The following is a 14,039-nucleotide window of genomic DNA, read 5'->3' as shown; positions in this document are numbered from 1 at the left end:
TTTCCATTCCTTTAATCACAAGAACCTTCTTCTGCAACCCTCTCATAAACAGCTCTAGCCCCGCCAATCAGAGGAGGACGTGTTGTGGCAGCTGTAATATGTGCCCGGCCAATGGATTTCTGCGCGATCCGGAGCGGTACGGCTACCCGCTTCAAGTGCATCCCGATCAGAGTATCTCCGATATCAAGTCCGCCTGAAGCTTCGATTCTTTCCACCAAGACCGGATCCTCCATATGCTTGTACGCATACGATGCCATCGATCCACCGGCTTTAGGAACCGGGACCGCAGCGACTTCCATTAAGCGGTACTTTTCCATAACTGGACGTTCGACGACTAATGCTCGGTTCAAGTGCTCACAACATTGGAAAGCAAGCTCCAACTCCCCGGCACGCCGAAACTGCTGTAATTCTTTAAAGACGACCTCCGCAATCGCTTCGCTTCCGGATGTACCGATCCGTTCCCCGGCGATTTCGCTCGTTGAACAACCGATGACAAATACCCCTCGTCGGATGGAACCACCCTCTACCAATTGCTCCGCTGTCTTACGGACATCTTCCTGCACAGCATGTACATCTACCATCTCATCCACCTCCTGGCAGAACTATGAAAAAAGAGAAGCACCATACCGCTCCTCTTTTTTGTCAGCTTCCGCTTTTGACGGCATCCGCTTTTCTACATCCCATTGTATTACTTATTTTCGTATTCGGCAATCTTACTTATGCGAGTTTTGTGCCGACCCGCCTCAAAATTTGTCGAAACCCAGGTTTTTGCGATTTCCCTCGCCAATCCCGGACCAATAACACGTTCTCCCATACAAAGAACGTTAGAATCATTATGCTCCCGCGTTACCTTTGCCGTGAACAGATCATGGACCAGCGCAGCCCGGATTCCTTTCACTTTATTGGCAGCAATGGACATGCCGATTCCTGTGCCACAGATCAGAATTCCCTTGTCGAATTCTCCATCCGCAATCCGCTTCGCAGCCGGAATGGCATAATCCGGATAATCGACGGAACCTTCACAGTCGCACCCTATATCCTCGAATTCTATTTCCAACTCTTCCAGAACACCCGCCACTTCCTTACGCAGGTTGACTCCACCATGGTCAGAGGCAAGGATTACTCTCATCTACGACACTCCTATCTTTCATTAATATTATATCTAATCGTGCCAGTTTCCATTATAGGTGTCAATCCTGCCGACGACCAGCACCACAACTACTGTTTTTTTGTCCACAAAAAAAGACTTGAGCACTCTCAAGCCTTGTCGCCCTGCCATTTCGCTACAAGCAGGTCCAAATATTTTTCAATCTCATCCCTTGTCGATCTGTAAATATGGATACTGCCTCCGAAGGGGTCGGATATATTGAGATCCGGCAGTTCTTCCTCTAGACTCTTGATCTCTTCGATCTCCTGCTGCAATTCCTCGTATAAACGCTGCTCAAGCTCTTGGGGATCAGAGTGGTCTTCAGAAGCATTTCTCAGCAGAATCGACCGCTTCTCTTCAAAGCTGCTGTATAGATCCTTGAGTCGGTTCCACTTGTTCTCATCCAATACCACATATTCTTTTAACGTAAAGTATTTATCTTGGTGATAAGGATACTGCAATGCTAAGGTCTGCTTGTGGCGATCCGTCATCGTCAACACTATGTCCGCCCATTCCAGCAGATCATCATCCACGTTAACCGCTTGATGATTCATCGTCAAATCTTTCTCTTTCAAAACCAGTTCCGAATTCTTCGCCAATGGTTCTCCCTTGCCTGCAAATATTCCGGCGGAGCGGACCTCACCTTTGTCCCATTTTGACTTTAACAGCGCTTCAGCCATCGGACTTCGGCAAGTATTACCAGTACATACAAATAATATATTCATAGCCATTCTTCTCCTAACCAATAGTCCGTTTTCTCCATAATAGCACAGGTATGGGCAACTCGAAAAACATGTCAAAATATGGCACTTAATCCGAGTACACACAGAATGCTTCCCCCGAGCAATTCACTGGATGTTCCCAACAAGCTTCCGGCCCTCCGACCGATCACGAATCCTGCCCATGTCAATAACATACTGAACAAACCGAACGACAATACGGAAAGGATAACTTCCGCATCCCTCAAACCAAGACTGAAACCGACAGGAAAGCTGTCGATGCTCACACTTAAAGCGAACAACCACAACCCTACTCCCGTGATTCGATAGGAGACCGAGTGCTTTTCGGTAAAAGAAGCGAAAACCGTGTAGGCTCCAAGACCAAATAACATGACTCCGCCGGCAAAGGCTGCAAACTCACTCGCCGTTCCAGAAAGCCATTGACCGAGGACCATCCCGAGTCCCGGCATTAATATATGGAAGGCTCCGATGACAATGCCCGCAAAGAACGCATGCTTCAGACGGACGGCTTGCATTCCCATCCCCAACGAAACAGAGAATGCGTCCAACCCTAAAGCAATCGATAACAAAACTAGCGAAACCAGCTGTTCCAACTGTTCATCCTCCTCCTCGGACATGCTGTATCATCGTATGCCGAGAAAAGGAGTGGTATGTTAGTTCTGAGAGAGTTTCTTCGTGGACGCTTTTGTCAACCGGTTCATGACAGCAGCTCCAACACCTGTTTCCGGGAATGTTTCACAAAGAATGACATCGACGTCGGCTTCTTTGAATTCCCTAAGCGCCTGATACAAATGAACGGCGATTTGTTTCACGTCGGTTCTCGACCCACAAGCAATAACGCGGGAGTGATCCAGTTTCTGCGCCAGTTCCCGGCTGGCTATGACTCCAACACGAAGCCCCTTCGCTTTCTCCTTTTGAAGGCAGGAAAGAAAGAAATCTTCCTCTCCATCCACAAGCCATAGCGGAGCTTCCGGTGCGTAATGGGTATATTTCATGCCCGGGGATTTAGGCTTTTCCGTCTCGTTCGCTAAGGCGGGATCGACAATCACTTCTGAAAGAATGCGCTCAAGATCCTCTTTCGTTATCCCACCTGGGCGAAGGATAATTGGTACTTCCGTCGTACAATCGACAACCGTGGACTCCACACCGACTCCGGTAGCTCCTCCGTCTATAATACCGGCTATTCTGCCGTCTAAATCCTGACGAACATGCCCAGCAAGCGTAGGGCTCGGCCTTCCGGAACGGTTGGCACTTGGAGCAGCAAGCGGAAGGCGGGATGCTTTAATAAGCGAAGCAGCCACCGGATGATCCGGCATGCGGATACCGATGGATGATAATCCTGCTGTCACGTTATCCGCAGCTGTGCCGTTGCTTTTCATGATCAGGGTGAGAGGTCCGGGCCAGAAAGCATCCATCAGACGTTCAGCAACGGGAGGGATTTCAGATACAAGGCCCTTCACTTGAGCTCGATCAGCGACATGGACGATCAAAGGATTATCCGAAGGTCTGCCTTTCGCATCGAATATGCGCTGAACAGCAGCTTCCTTTGTTGCATCCGCTCCCAGTCCATACACCGTTTCTGTTGGAAAAGCGACGACCTCCCCCGATTGAAGCAGACGTGCCGCCTCTTCGATCGCTTCATCTGTTACCGCCGGTTGCTCCGGCATTGTCCACATTTTTGTATCCATCTCATCTGTACTCCTTTTTCCTACCTTACTCGATCGTGATTTACTAGTCTCTATTATGAATAATTCAACAAAATATCGCAAATATAGACATTATTCACAAGATGCCCCCAACTTACCCACAATATTGTCCACATATCCAAAGAATCCGTTAGTTTGAAAGCGTGTGAATAAAAAATAATCCACACGTTATACACAGAAAAATGAGTCGTTGTGTATAAGTGTGGTACTTACCCACAGTCACTTGTTATTAACCTCATAAATCCACACGCCTGATTCGACAGAGTCCCGTTGAAAGGATTGGTGCTGCAACAAGAAATCCAGCGTTTCCGAATGACTTTCTACGAGAAGCGCTCGAAGATCCGTTTCCTTTACGTATTTTTGTATCAATTCAAACACTGCAAGCAGGTGTCCAGGCTTTACCTCTCTACTGACCTGCAGGCGTTCCAGCTTTCCAATACCGGCCGGTAACCGGCGTATGTGGAAGCTTCCGATACTTCCGTTTTGCCCTTTGATCTGATAGGAATCCCTCTCTGTTTTCTCAATATACATACAAAACACACCCCTTTTGCTTTCTATTCTATGAAAAGGGGTGTGCCTGCTATGCTAGGAAAAGATATTTTCCCATATTTCTACGACAAAGAATTTCACTTCTTTCTCTTCTTCCGTCGTCTCTTTCATCGTTTCTTCTTCCGCAATCGCTTCCAGCTGATCCGCTTCTGATTCTTCTATCGGTGTTTCTTCTTCCGCCGCTACGCTCGTGCCGTCTGAGAAGTCAAGGAAACACATCGGAGGGAATAAAACGCACCACCAGTTGTCCCCTTCCCCTTCTCCAAGCGTAATGAGAATTGCTTCATACTCCCCCGCCGGATAAATGAACGGTCCATACAGCTTCGTCGGGAATGTAACATTCTTTCCATAATCGACGTGATAGGTTTGTTCCACCCCATTATCCTCCAACGTCTGAGCAACGATTGCCTCGAGTTCAGGGAGACGGTCCTGTATAAGCTGACGCGCCGCTTCGATTGATGTCAATTCTTCCACCCATTCCGTAATCTCTGCATTAACGCGGTCCCTGACCTCGCGCTTCAACGCTTGGGCTTCCGGCGCATTACTGTCCGCCAATATTCTCAATCGGATCGCTTCATCCGGAATCACTTGATAGTTCTCTCCTGTTTGATCAGCATCCGTTCTCTGTCCCCATGGCAATACGATAAGAATGATAGATAAGGATAATAATAGCAGCCACGCGTTTTTCATTTCCATTCCCCCTGTACTCTACTAGTCGCTAGTATAGTCAGAGGAGCGGAACTTTAAACAGGCTGATCTATGAATCTGGGATCTTCACATACGCATACAAGGCGCAAACGCGAACACCATGCGGTCTCTGCCATTTATATCTTTTTTCACCTCAACATTATATGTTGGAAAAGCCGTCGCCAGCAGCTCTTTCACCTGCGGCCCCTGTTGGTAACCGATCTCGAAAGCTATACATTTCGGTAGTTGTCTACATGTGGATAACTGTTCAATGATCGTCAAGTAGGCTGCCAATCCGTTCTTATCGGCGAACAAAGCCAATTCAGGATCAAAATCCACAACCGTATCAGCCATTTCTCCTTTTTCCTCCCAAGCTATATAAGGAGGGTTGGAAAGGAGGATATCCACTTCTACATCCATTAATGGTTGATAGAAATTCCCTTGATGAAACGTGACGTCCGCTCCGAGCGCCTGCGCGTTTTCAGAAGCTACTTTAAGCGCGGCTTCTGAAATATCCACTGCATGAACAGTACTTCCCGGTATTTCCAGCGCCGCTGTAACAGCGATAACGCCGCTTCCTGTACCGATATCGGCGATACGGGGATCCTTCATGCCGCAGCTTTCCACAATACCGATGATCCCATGCACCAACTCTTCCGTCTCCGGACGGGGAATGAGCACATGACGATCGACTTTGAATTCTCTGCCGTAGAACGGAGCCGTGCCGATCAAGTGCTGTACCGGTACTCCCGTTTCCGCATGAGCCAGAACCGAGCGGACAAATGCCTCCCGGTGCTCTTCCGGAAATGGATCGGTCTCAAACGCCATCAGCTTGGCCCGCGACCAGCCGAACAAATCTTCCAACAGCATGTCAGCGACTCTCGTTTCTCTGTCCCTGTCCCGCAAAAAAGAAGAAGCCCAGCGGCGGGCTTCTTGAATCGTCGTAAAAGCAGGCTGCATATCATTCACCGAGCTGTTCCAACTTCTTCGCTTGTTCTTCCATCAGTAAAGCGTCAATAATTTCACTCATATTCCCCTGCAGTACCTGATCGAGCTTCTGTAACGTCAATCCAATTCGGTGATCCGTCACTCGCGTCTGCGGGAAATTGTAAGTGCGGATACGTTCAGAACGGTCGCCGGTTCCTACCGCTGACTTCCGACTCTCATCATATTCTGCCTGCGCTTCCTGCTGGAATTTATCATAAATACGGGCACGAAGTACTTTCATCGCTTTTTCCTTGTTCTTAATCTGTGACTTCTCATCCTGAATGGACACAACGATCCCTGTAGGTTCATGAGTCAAACGTACAGCGGACATCGTTGTATTGACACTCTGCCCTCCCGGTCCACTTGACGCGAAGGTATCAACACGAATGTCCTTATCATGGATTTCCACTTCCACTTCTTCCGCTTCCGGCATGACGACGACCGTTGCAGTCGAGGTGTGAATCCTTCCGCCTGATTCCGTTTCAGGGACACGCTGCACACGGTGCGCACCGTTCTCAAACTTCAGCTTGGAGTAAGCCATGTTTCCATTAACCATGAAGATGATTTCCTTGTAACCACCAACATCACTCGGGTTGGCTTCCAAAACCTCCGTCTTCCAGCCTTGAGATTCCGCATAACGCGCATACATGCGGTATAAATCCCCGGCAAACAGAGAAGCCTCGTCTCCACCGGCAGCTCCACGCACTTCCATAATAACGTTCTTATCATCGTTTGGATCTTTCGGCAGCATCAGAACTTTCAGGCGTTCTTCAAGTTCCTGCTTCTGTCCGGACAATTCTCTGATTTCTTCTTTTACCATTTCCGTCATATCCGCATCCGACTCATCATCGAGCATCGCCTTTGCATCAGCAAGCTGCTCTGTCACTTCTTTATATTCACGGTAAGCATCGACAGTCGCCTGCAGACCAGACTGTTCCTTCGAGTATTCCCGAAGTTTATTTGTATCTGAAATGACCTCAGGATCACTTAACAATTCATTTAATTTCTCGTAACGATCTTCCAGCGTTTGTAAACGTTCGATCAATGATATGCACCTCTTTCTCCATAACATTCTAATTATATTATAGAGTAATCCCTGTTACAACCGGACATCCGCCCTCATGACGAGGAAACCCGATACACATGTGTACCGGGTTTGAAGGTCTTCCTTCTCTTACTTGATTTTCACGTGAACATCGTATCTTGGTACGGCTTGGAATACGGCTTCCTGTATCTGTTTCTTCCATTCCGAAAGTTCCGAATCACTCATGTCCGCTTCCCCGTCGATATCAACCGTCACCCACGCATCTCCCGCTTCAAGGATGATCCGTTTCACATCGACGCCGGGCAGCTGTTGAACCGCTTCTTTCATGTTTTCCCGATCCTGCTTCAACCCCCATGTATAACCAACCTTGTCGATGGAACGGGGATTTTCCGTATCACGGGTCACTTCATTGTTCATGCCCATGTTTTCAACATCGTCTCTGCTTGTCATTCCTTGATATTTATCTCCCTGCTGCAGACCGCAGGCAGCTCCGACAACAAGAATAACCAAGAGACTTATATATACCTTCCACATACCTTCACCTTCTTTTTACCGATAGTTTCTCCGGTTCAGGCGTGGATATGTAGATTTTTACAAACAATTGTTTCACCCTGACCTGCGCATGCCTGTTCGTCGTTTCGGTTCTGTCACATAGTGACGAAGCCCTTCACATAAGTCGGCATATTCCAAACACATCCGGTAGACAGGGTCCTCCTTCGAGCCTGTCAGTAACAGACATTCTTCCGCACTGGTCCTGCACACTTCCGCGCAGGATAGACACAGCTCGTCTTTCATATGGCTGCCTTTCTCCACCACTTCCGCTGCATACTTGAAGGCATTCATACATTCTTCCAACAGATTCGCTTTCACCAGAATGGAACTACTCTGATGTCTCATGGTATCTCCCTTCCTCCCTATGATGACCACCTACCATCAGAATATCACAATACCTCCCACAATAAACGACAGCGAGCACATCGACAATTATAAAAAAGACAGCCGGATTCCAGCTGTCTTCTCTTCTGTCAATTTATTGTTTTTTCTTCATAAACGGCTTCCACATCACGCTGCCGCGGCTTATTCGGAACTTCATGATGGTGGCGGCACCTCGGTTCGTAGGATTCTGATGCACCTACCAGAATGATCGGATCATCATACGAAGCCGGTTCACCGTCAATCAGACGCTGGGTACGGCTTGCCGGAGATCCACAGACGGGACAGATCGCATTCAGCTTCGTCACACTTTCACTGAGCGCCATCAATTCCGGCATCTTGCCGAATGGCTCACCTCTGAAATCTGTATCCAGACCGGCAACGATGACGCGTATGCCGCGGTCCGCCAGACATTCGACGACTTCGACGATATGCTCATCAAAGAACTGGATTTCATCAATACCGACGACGTCCACATCATCCGTCACATGCTTCAGGATTGCAAGCGAACTTTCAATGGGACGAGCCATGATCGATGTACCATTATGACTGACTACAGCATCCTCCTTGTAGCGATTGTCGATGGCAGGTTTATAAACACGAACGGTCAAATGACCGAAAGTCGCCCGCCTCACTCGTCGAATCAATTCTTCAGACTTTCCGCTGAACATACTTCCACAGATGAGTTCCACCCATCCACTCTGCTTCATTACATACACGTCACTGTCGCTCCCTTCTCATAAATCAAGAAAATCCATAAAAGGAAAAAGCCACGGCAGACGGCATATCCACCTTCCATGCACCTGGACCGTCCTGCCGAAAGATGCTGCCGGCTCCCGTGTCGCTTTTCCTTCTATTCCCATGTATCAACCGACTACCATAAAAAAAGAGCCACCCCGATCAGCCCCGATGAATCGGCGGCAATACTTCACCAAGGACAGCCCTTCCTATATATCAAACCGGATACAGGTCACACAAAGCTCCCTACACCCCTATTTTTTGACAAAAAAACAGGCAAACCTCTGAGACAATTTGCCTGTTTTTGTTCAAAATGATGAAATCTCCCCCGAAACGAGGGAGTATCATAATTATGAAAGGTTATATTTCTTCTTGAAGCGATCTACACGGCCGCCAGCTTTGTCAGCTTTCTGCTTACCTGTGTAGAACGGGTGAGACGCAGAACTAATCTCTACGCGGATCAATGGATAAGTGTTTCCATCTTCCCACTCGATTGTTTCTTCAGAAGTCTTAGTAGATCCTGTTAGAAACTTGAAATTAGAACTTGTGTCTAGGAATACGACTTTACGGTATTCTGGATGAATTCCTGCTTTCATGTTCTTCCACTCCTTTTTGCCCTGAATCCTTAGGAAACAGAGTTATTGTAAGAGCCGTCGAAGGTTCGTGATAACACCTTGTACTGAAACTCACATAGAATGATTATAACAGGGGGACTACCCCTTTGCAACAGCTAATGACAATTATCTGGTTGTTGACAGAAAGTACCTTGAAAGAGAATCAGCGGCGGGTCGTCGCTTTCCCTTTCATGTCCTTATCCATCATATCGAAGAACTCTTCATTGTTCTTCGATGCTCTCAAACGGCGAAGGAGGCGGTCGGCGAAGTCATGGGAATCCGACATCGTCTTCCGGATCGCCCACAGCTTGTCCAGGTGTGCTTTAGGAAGCAGCAATTCTTCCTTCCTTGTGCCGGAACGCGGGATGTCGATTGCAGGAAAGATCCGGCGTTCGGCAAGAGAACGGTCGAGATGAAGCTCCATGTTTCCTGTCCCTTTGAATTCCTCATAAATGACGTCATCCATTCGGGACCCCGTATCTACAAGAGCCGTCGCAAGAATCGTCAAGCTTCCACCCTCTTCTATATTACGCGCGGCACCGAAGAATCGCTTCGGACGGTGGAAGGCGGCAGGATCTATACCGCCGGAAAGCGTCCGGCCACTCGGCGGAATGACAAGGTTATAGGCGCGTGCGAGACGCGTGATACTGTCCATAAGCACGATGACATCCCGCTTATGTTCAACAAGACGCATGGCACGCTCTAATACTAATTCTGATACTTTAATATGATTTTCCGGAACTTCATCGAATGTGGAACTGACAACATCGACATCAGGAGCGACGGAACGCTCGATATCCGTGACCTCTTCCGGACGCTCGTCTACAAGCAGAATGATCAGCTTGGCATCGGGATGATTCGTAGAGATGCTGTTAGCCATCTGCTTAAGGAGCATGGTTTTCCCTGCTTTCGGAGGTGCAACGATCAAACCACGCTGCCCATATCCGACAGGAGACACGAGATCCATAATCCTTGTTGAGAGCTTCTTCGTATCTGTCTCCAGCTTCATGTGCCGGTCCGGATACAGCGGAGTCAACGCCGGGAAGTGGACACGCTCTTTCGCAGAATCAGGGTCTTCCCCATTGACGGCGTCTACATGAAGAAGTCCATAATAGCGCTCGTTTTCTTTCGGAGGACGGACTTTTCCTGATACTTTATCTCCGTTTCGCAAATCGAAACGACGGATTTGGGAAGCCGAAATATAGATATCCTCCGCACTAGGAGAATAGTTGATTGGACGCAGGAATCCGAAACCTTCCGAAGGGATGATCTCCAATACCCCATCCATGAACAGAAAGCCGTCTTTCTCTGCCTGGGCTTTCAAAATCGCAAAGATCAGCTCCCGCTTTGTCAATTTGGCGTAATAGGATACTTTATATTGGCGGGCTTTCTCATAAAGTCCTTTGAGTGTCATAGTTTCTAAGCTGGAGATAGTTAAATCTGCCACGTAATCACCACTTTTTTATTTTTACTTTCGCAAGAATCCACTGGAGATAAGGTCGGTTTCACACGGAAACGGTCCCCTCCTTCAGATGATCCCTGAATATCAATAACGAGTTCCCGGACGATCCGGAACATTTGGAAAAAGTTGAATAAGGGCCTTGATCATCCCCACGAGCTGCAGCTCATTCATTCAGTTTAGAAAACGACTTTTCAAATAGATTAAGATGAAAAGAAGAAGCAGGAGAAGTGATAGGAAGTAGACGTACATACACAGAAGCTTCCAGAGGTTGATATCAAGTTCCTTAATCGCTATCAAACATCCTTTATTGTACTCCTGTCATTATACAGATTCAATGGCAATTTAAGAAATATTAAAGAGGGATAAATAATTGTAGAATAAGAGGAAGCCGCACCCCTACGGCTCCCTCTGATGGTCGTTCGATTTATGAACTTTGGAACTGTTCTATTTCTTCTTCGGACATTTCTTCGTACCAGACCTTGGCTCCCAAATCGATCAGCTTATTTGTGATATTTTCATATCCTCTTTCGATATGATCAACACCGGTTATTTCCGTAATTCCGTCTGCCATCAACCCAGCGATGACAAGAGCGGCACCGGCACGAAGATCCGTCGCTTTGACTTTGGCCCCCTGAAGAGTGGAAGGGCCGGTCACGATGGCCGAACCTCCTTCTACTTTGATGGAGGCATTCATACGCCGCAGCTCATCCACATGCTTGAAACGGGCCTGATAAATCGTATCTGTCACGACTCCGGTCCCTTCCGTCTGTGTAAGCAGCGTCGTGAAAGGTTGTTGGAGATCCGTCGGGAAACCCGGGTAGACAAGCGTTTTGATATCCACACTTTTCAATTTCTTACCAGGTCGGATATACAACTGCTCGTCATTCTCCTCAATGGTCACACCCATTTCCCTCAGCTTCGCCAACAACGACTCCAAATGTTGAGGAATGACGTTATCAATGATCATTTCCTCTCCTTGAGCAGCTGCCATAATCGTGTACGTACCAGCTTCGATACGATCCGGAATAATGGTATGCAGACAGCCGTTCAGCTGATCCACCCCTTCAATCCGGATGACATCCGTGCCGGCACCTTTGATTTTCGCACCCATACTCGTAAGCAGCGTAGCTACATCAATAATCTCTGGTTCTTTCGCAGCGTTCTCGATAACCGTTTTACCTTTAGCCTTTACGGCAGCAAGCATGATGTTGATTGTAGCACCGACGCTGACGACGTCAAGATAGATACGGGCACCCCGCAGCTCTTTGGCACGCAAATAGATCGCGCCTTGTTCATTAGTGACTTCCGCACCGAGCGCTTCAAACCCTTTAATATGCTGATCGATCGGACGCGGGCCAAGATGACAGCCGCCCGGAAGACCAATGACCGCTTTATTGAAACGGCCGAGCATGGCGCCCATGAAATAATAAGAGGCGCGCAATTTTTTTACTTTTCCGTTCGGCAGCGGCATGTCCACCATTTTTGATGGGTCGATATGCAGCGTCCGCCCTTGACGTTGGACGGTACCACCGATCTCTTCCAATAAATCTGACAATATCCCAACATCAGAGATGTCAGGCAGTCCCTCGATCGTCACAGGCGTCTCTGCTAAAATAGCAGCCGGCAAGAGCGCGACAGCACTGTTCTTCGCTCCGCTTACCCTCACCTGCCCACGAAGGCGGGTCCCACCTTCCACTAGTAGTTTATGCATGAAAAACTCCTCGCTTTAAGGTAAAGATTTATGACCTTAGTATGTGCATGTTTTTCCAAAAAACACTTATTTATTATATTTATTCCAGTCGCTCTTGAACTTCTCGATGCCCTGATCCGTAAGCGGATGCTTGACGATCTGCTGGAACACCTGAAACGGTACTGTGGCAATATGAGCCCCGTGCTCGGCGGCTTCCGTCACATGGACAGGGTGCCGGACGGAAGCGGCAATAATTTCTGTATCAATGGAATGGAGATCGAATATCTCTGAAATTTGAGCGATCAGTTCTACTCCGTTATGACCGATATCATCCAGACGTCCGAGGAAGGGGGATACATAAGATGCCCCGGCGCGAGCGGCAAGAAGCGCCTGATTGGCAGAAAAGATCAGCGTCACGTTCGTTTTTATACTCAAATCACTGAACGCTTTTACAGCCTTCAGACCTTCCAGCGTCATAGGCACTTTGATAGTGATGTTCGGAGCGATGGCGGCTAGTTCCTTCCCTTCCGCAATCATACCTTCCGCATCTTCAGCCATGACTTCAGCACTGACCGATCCTTCTACTTCTTCCGTAATTTCACGCAGGCGGTCATGGAAGGATACCCCTTCTTTAGCCACAAGACTTGGATTAGTCGTTACCCCGGCCAGGATTCCTAAAGCGTTCGCGTTACGGATATCATCTATATTCGCTGTATCGATGAAAAATTTCATATTCCCACTCCTCTTCCTTTATATAGTAGATCGGGCATAAGGAAACAATGTCGAATGATGGCGTTTTCATCCATGATGAAAAGGAAACCGCTACATCGTAGCGGCTTCCTTGCTGATAGTTGTTACGCTTTTTGAGAAGAACCGAACTCACGCATTTTACCGATGACAGTAGCCTTGATTGCATCACGGCCAGGTCCTAGGTATTTACGAGGATCGTATTGTTCCGGTTGCTCCGCAAGTACTTCGCGGACAGCCTTCGCTTGAGAAATTTGGTTCTCTGTGTTCACGTTGATCTTAGCTGTACCGAAAGAGATAGCTTTCTTGATATCAGCAGTCGGGATACCTGTACCACCGTGAAGAACTAGAGGCTTGTCTACAAGACCCATGATTTCTTCCATGCGCTCGAAGCCAAGGTTAGGCTCACCCTTGTATGGTCCGTGTACAGAACCAAGTGCAGGTGCGAATACGTCAACGTTTGTTTCGTCTACCAATTGCTTACATTCAGATGGAATCGCGTACGCTGCTTCCGCGTCATCTACGATAAGATCGTCTTCTTGTCCACCTACGCGGCCAAGCTCTGCTTCAACAGAAACGCCGTGGATGTGTGCAAGTTCAACTACTTTTTTCGTTACAGCAATGTTTTCTTCCAACGGATCGTGGGAAGCATCGATCATTACAGAAGTGAATCCAGCATGGATTGCTTCTGCACATTTTTCGAAGCTGGAACCGTGGTCAAGGTGAATCGCTACAGGTACAGTCGTACCGTAAGCTTTCATAAGTGCTTTCACCATGTCTACGACTACGTTGAAACCACCCATGTAACGGGCTGCTCCTTCAGATACACCAAGGATTACCGGAGACTTTTCTTCTTCTGCTGCTTGAAGAATCGCCTGCGCATATTCTAGGTTATTAAGGTTGAACTGTCCTACACCGTAGCGTTCTTCCTTAGCTTTTTCTAGCATTTCTTTCATTGATACTAATGGCATGAAAGATATCCTCCTTTAAATAA

17 protein-coding genes are annotated in these 14,039 nt (G+C 47.9%); all 17 read right to left on the bottom strand.

Features of this window, described 5'->3' with window-relative positions; all coding sequences use genetic code 11:
• Positions 1-11 precede the first annotated feature (11 nt).
• The gene (locus D479_RS00370) at positions 12-581 is read right to left on the bottom strand and encodes a TIGR01440 family protein (RefSeq protein ID WP_008632328.1); all 570 of its coding nucleotides are present in this window, start codon (positions 579-581) and stop codon (positions 12-14) included.
• 107 nt (positions 582-688) lie between these two features.
• Positions 689-1,129, bottom strand: coding sequence for a ribose 5-phosphate isomerase B (rpiB, locus tag D479_RS00365; protein WP_008632322.1), 441 nt, complete (start codon positions 1,127-1,129; stop codon positions 689-691).
• A 128-nt stretch (positions 1,130-1,257) separates the two neighbouring features.
• Entirely contained in the window at positions 1,258-1,872 is a 615-nt protein-coding gene (locus D479_RS00360; RefSeq protein WP_008632320.1) for a low molecular weight protein arginine phosphatase, read from the bottom strand.
• Positions 1,873-1,943: 71 nt separating this feature from the next.
• Positions 1,944-2,504, bottom strand: a complete 561-nt coding sequence (locus D479_RS00355; protein ID WP_035388151.1) for a manganese efflux pump — start codon at positions 2,502-2,504, stop codon at positions 1,944-1,946.
• A gap of 36 nt (positions 2,505-2,540) precedes the next feature.
• Positions 2,541-3,575, bottom strand: a complete 1,035-nt coding sequence (locus tag D479_RS00350) for an L-threonylcarbamoyladenylate synthase (protein ID WP_008632316.1) — start codon at positions 3,573-3,575, stop codon at positions 2,541-2,543.
• A 237-nt stretch (positions 3,576-3,812) separates the two neighbouring features.
• Positions 3,813-4,124 (bottom strand): hypothetical protein, encoded by a 312-nt coding sequence (locus D479_RS00345; protein ID WP_008632314.1) that lies wholly within the window; start codon positions 4,122-4,124, stop codon positions 3,813-3,815.
• A 54-nt stretch (positions 4,125-4,178) separates the two neighbouring features.
• Entirely contained in the window at positions 4,179-4,832 is a 654-nt protein-coding gene (gene spoIIR / locus D479_RS00340) for a stage II sporulation protein R (protein ID WP_008632313.1), read from the bottom strand.
• 84 nt (positions 4,833-4,916) lie between these two features.
• The gene (gene prmC, locus D479_RS00335; RefSeq protein WP_039870298.1) at positions 4,917-5,789 is read right to left on the bottom strand and encodes a peptide chain release factor N(5)-glutamine methyltransferase; all 873 of its coding nucleotides are present in this window, start codon (positions 5,787-5,789) and stop codon (positions 4,917-4,919) included.
• A gap of 1 nt (position 5,790) precedes the next feature.
• On the bottom strand, positions 5,791-6,861 hold the full coding sequence (gene prfA, locus D479_RS00330; protein WP_008632311.1) for a peptide chain release factor 1: 1,071 nt from the start codon (positions 6,859-6,861) through the stop codon (positions 5,791-5,793).
• 129 nt (positions 6,862-6,990) lie between these two features.
• Positions 6,991-7,395 carry a YhcN/YlaJ family sporulation lipoprotein gene (locus tag D479_RS00325; RefSeq protein ID WP_008632310.1) on the bottom strand — a complete coding sequence of 135 codons (405 nt, stop codon included), beginning with the start codon at positions 7,393-7,395 and terminating at the stop codon, positions 6,991-6,993.
• A 72-nt stretch (positions 7,396-7,467) separates the two neighbouring features.
• Positions 7,468-7,758 (bottom strand): hypothetical protein, encoded by a 291-nt coding sequence (locus D479_RS00320; RefSeq protein WP_008632308.1) that lies wholly within the window; start codon positions 7,756-7,758, stop codon positions 7,468-7,470.
• A gap of 128 nt (positions 7,759-7,886) precedes the next feature.
• On the bottom strand, positions 7,887-8,513 hold the full coding sequence (locus D479_RS00315) for a thymidine kinase (RefSeq protein ID WP_008632306.1): 627 nt from the start codon (positions 8,511-8,513) through the stop codon (positions 7,887-7,889).
• A 369-nt stretch (positions 8,514-8,882) separates the two neighbouring features.
• Entirely contained in the window at positions 8,883-9,128 is a 246-nt protein-coding gene (locus tag D479_RS00310; RefSeq protein WP_008632303.1) for a type B 50S ribosomal protein L31, read from the bottom strand.
• A 181-nt stretch (positions 9,129-9,309) separates the two neighbouring features.
• Positions 9,310-10,593, bottom strand: a complete 1,284-nt coding sequence (gene rho / locus D479_RS00305; RefSeq protein WP_008632301.1) for a transcription termination factor Rho — start codon at positions 10,591-10,593, stop codon at positions 9,310-9,312.
• A gap of 439 nt (positions 10,594-11,032) precedes the next feature.
• Positions 11,033-12,319 (bottom strand): UDP-N-acetylglucosamine 1-carboxyvinyltransferase, encoded by a 1,287-nt coding sequence (locus D479_RS00300; protein WP_008632299.1) that lies wholly within the window; start codon positions 12,317-12,319, stop codon positions 11,033-11,035.
• Positions 12,320-12,385: 66 nt separating this feature from the next.
• Positions 12,386-13,030, bottom strand: coding sequence for a fructose-6-phosphate aldolase (fsa, locus tag D479_RS00295; RefSeq protein WP_008632297.1), 645 nt, complete (start codon positions 13,028-13,030; stop codon positions 12,386-12,388).
• Between the two features lie 122 nt (positions 13,031-13,152).
• Positions 13,153-14,016, bottom strand: coding sequence for a class II fructose-1,6-bisphosphate aldolase (fba, locus tag D479_RS00290; RefSeq protein WP_008632295.1), 864 nt, complete (start codon positions 14,014-14,016; stop codon positions 13,153-13,155).
• Positions 14,017-14,039: the final 23 nt, after the last annotated feature.

Source organism: Halobacillus sp. BAB-2008 (assembly GCF_000328325.1).
Lineage (GTDB): Bacteria > Bacillota > Bacilli > Bacillales > Halobacillaceae > Halobacillus.
This window is presented reverse-complemented; position numbering and strand designations above follow the sequence as displayed.

Excerpts from the sequence above, each read along its gene's own strand:
- D479_RS00370 (WP_008632328.1), bottom strand. The coding sequence starts at position 581 with ATGGTAGATGTACATGCTGTGCAGGAAGATGTCCGTAAGACAGCGGAG.
- rpiB (WP_008632322.1), bottom strand. The coding sequence starts at position 1,129 with ATGAGAGTAATCCTTGCCTCTGACCATGGTGGAGTCAACCTGCGTAAG.
- D479_RS00360 (WP_008632320.1), bottom strand. The coding sequence starts at position 1,872 with ATGAATATATTATTTGTATGTACTGGTAATACTTGCCGAAGTCCGATG.
- D479_RS00355 (WP_035388151.1), bottom strand. The coding sequence starts at position 2,504 with ATGTCCGAGGAGGAGGATGAACAGTTGGAACAGCTGGTTTCGCTAGTT.
- D479_RS00350 (WP_008632316.1), bottom strand. The coding sequence starts at position 3,575 with ATGGATACAAAAATGTGGACAATGCCGGAGCAACCGGCGGTAACAGAT.
- D479_RS00345 (WP_008632314.1), bottom strand. The coding sequence starts at position 4,124 with ATGTATATTGAGAAAACAGAGAGGGATTCCTATCAGATCAAAGGGCAA.
- spoIIR (WP_008632313.1), bottom strand. The coding sequence starts at position 4,832 with ATGAAAAACGCGTGGCTGCTATTATTATCCTTATCTATCATTCTTATC.
- prmC (WP_039870298.1), bottom strand. The coding sequence starts at position 5,789 with ATGCAGCCTGCTTTTACGACGATTCAAGAAGCCCGCCGCTGGGCTTCT.
- D479_RS00325 (WP_008632310.1), bottom strand. The coding sequence starts at position 7,395 with ATGTGGAAGGTATATATAAGTCTCTTGGTTATTCTTGTTGTCGGAGCT.
- D479_RS00320 (WP_008632308.1), bottom strand. The coding sequence starts at position 7,758 with ATGAGACATCAGAGTAGTTCCATTCTGGTGAAAGCGAATCTGTTGGAA.
- D479_RS00310 (WP_008632303.1), bottom strand. The coding sequence starts at position 9,128 with ATGAAAGCAGGAATTCATCCAGAATACCGTAAAGTCGTATTCCTAGAC.
- D479_RS00300 (WP_008632299.1), bottom strand. The coding sequence starts at position 12,319 with ATGCATAAACTACTAGTGGAAGGTGGGACCCGCCTTCGTGGGCAGGTG.
- fsa (WP_008632297.1), bottom strand. The coding sequence starts at position 13,030 with ATGAAATTTTTCATCGATACAGCGAATATAGATGATATCCGTAACGCG.
- fba (WP_008632295.1), bottom strand. The coding sequence starts at position 14,016 with ATGCCATTAGTATCAATGAAAGAAATGCTAGAAAAAGCTAAGGAAGAA.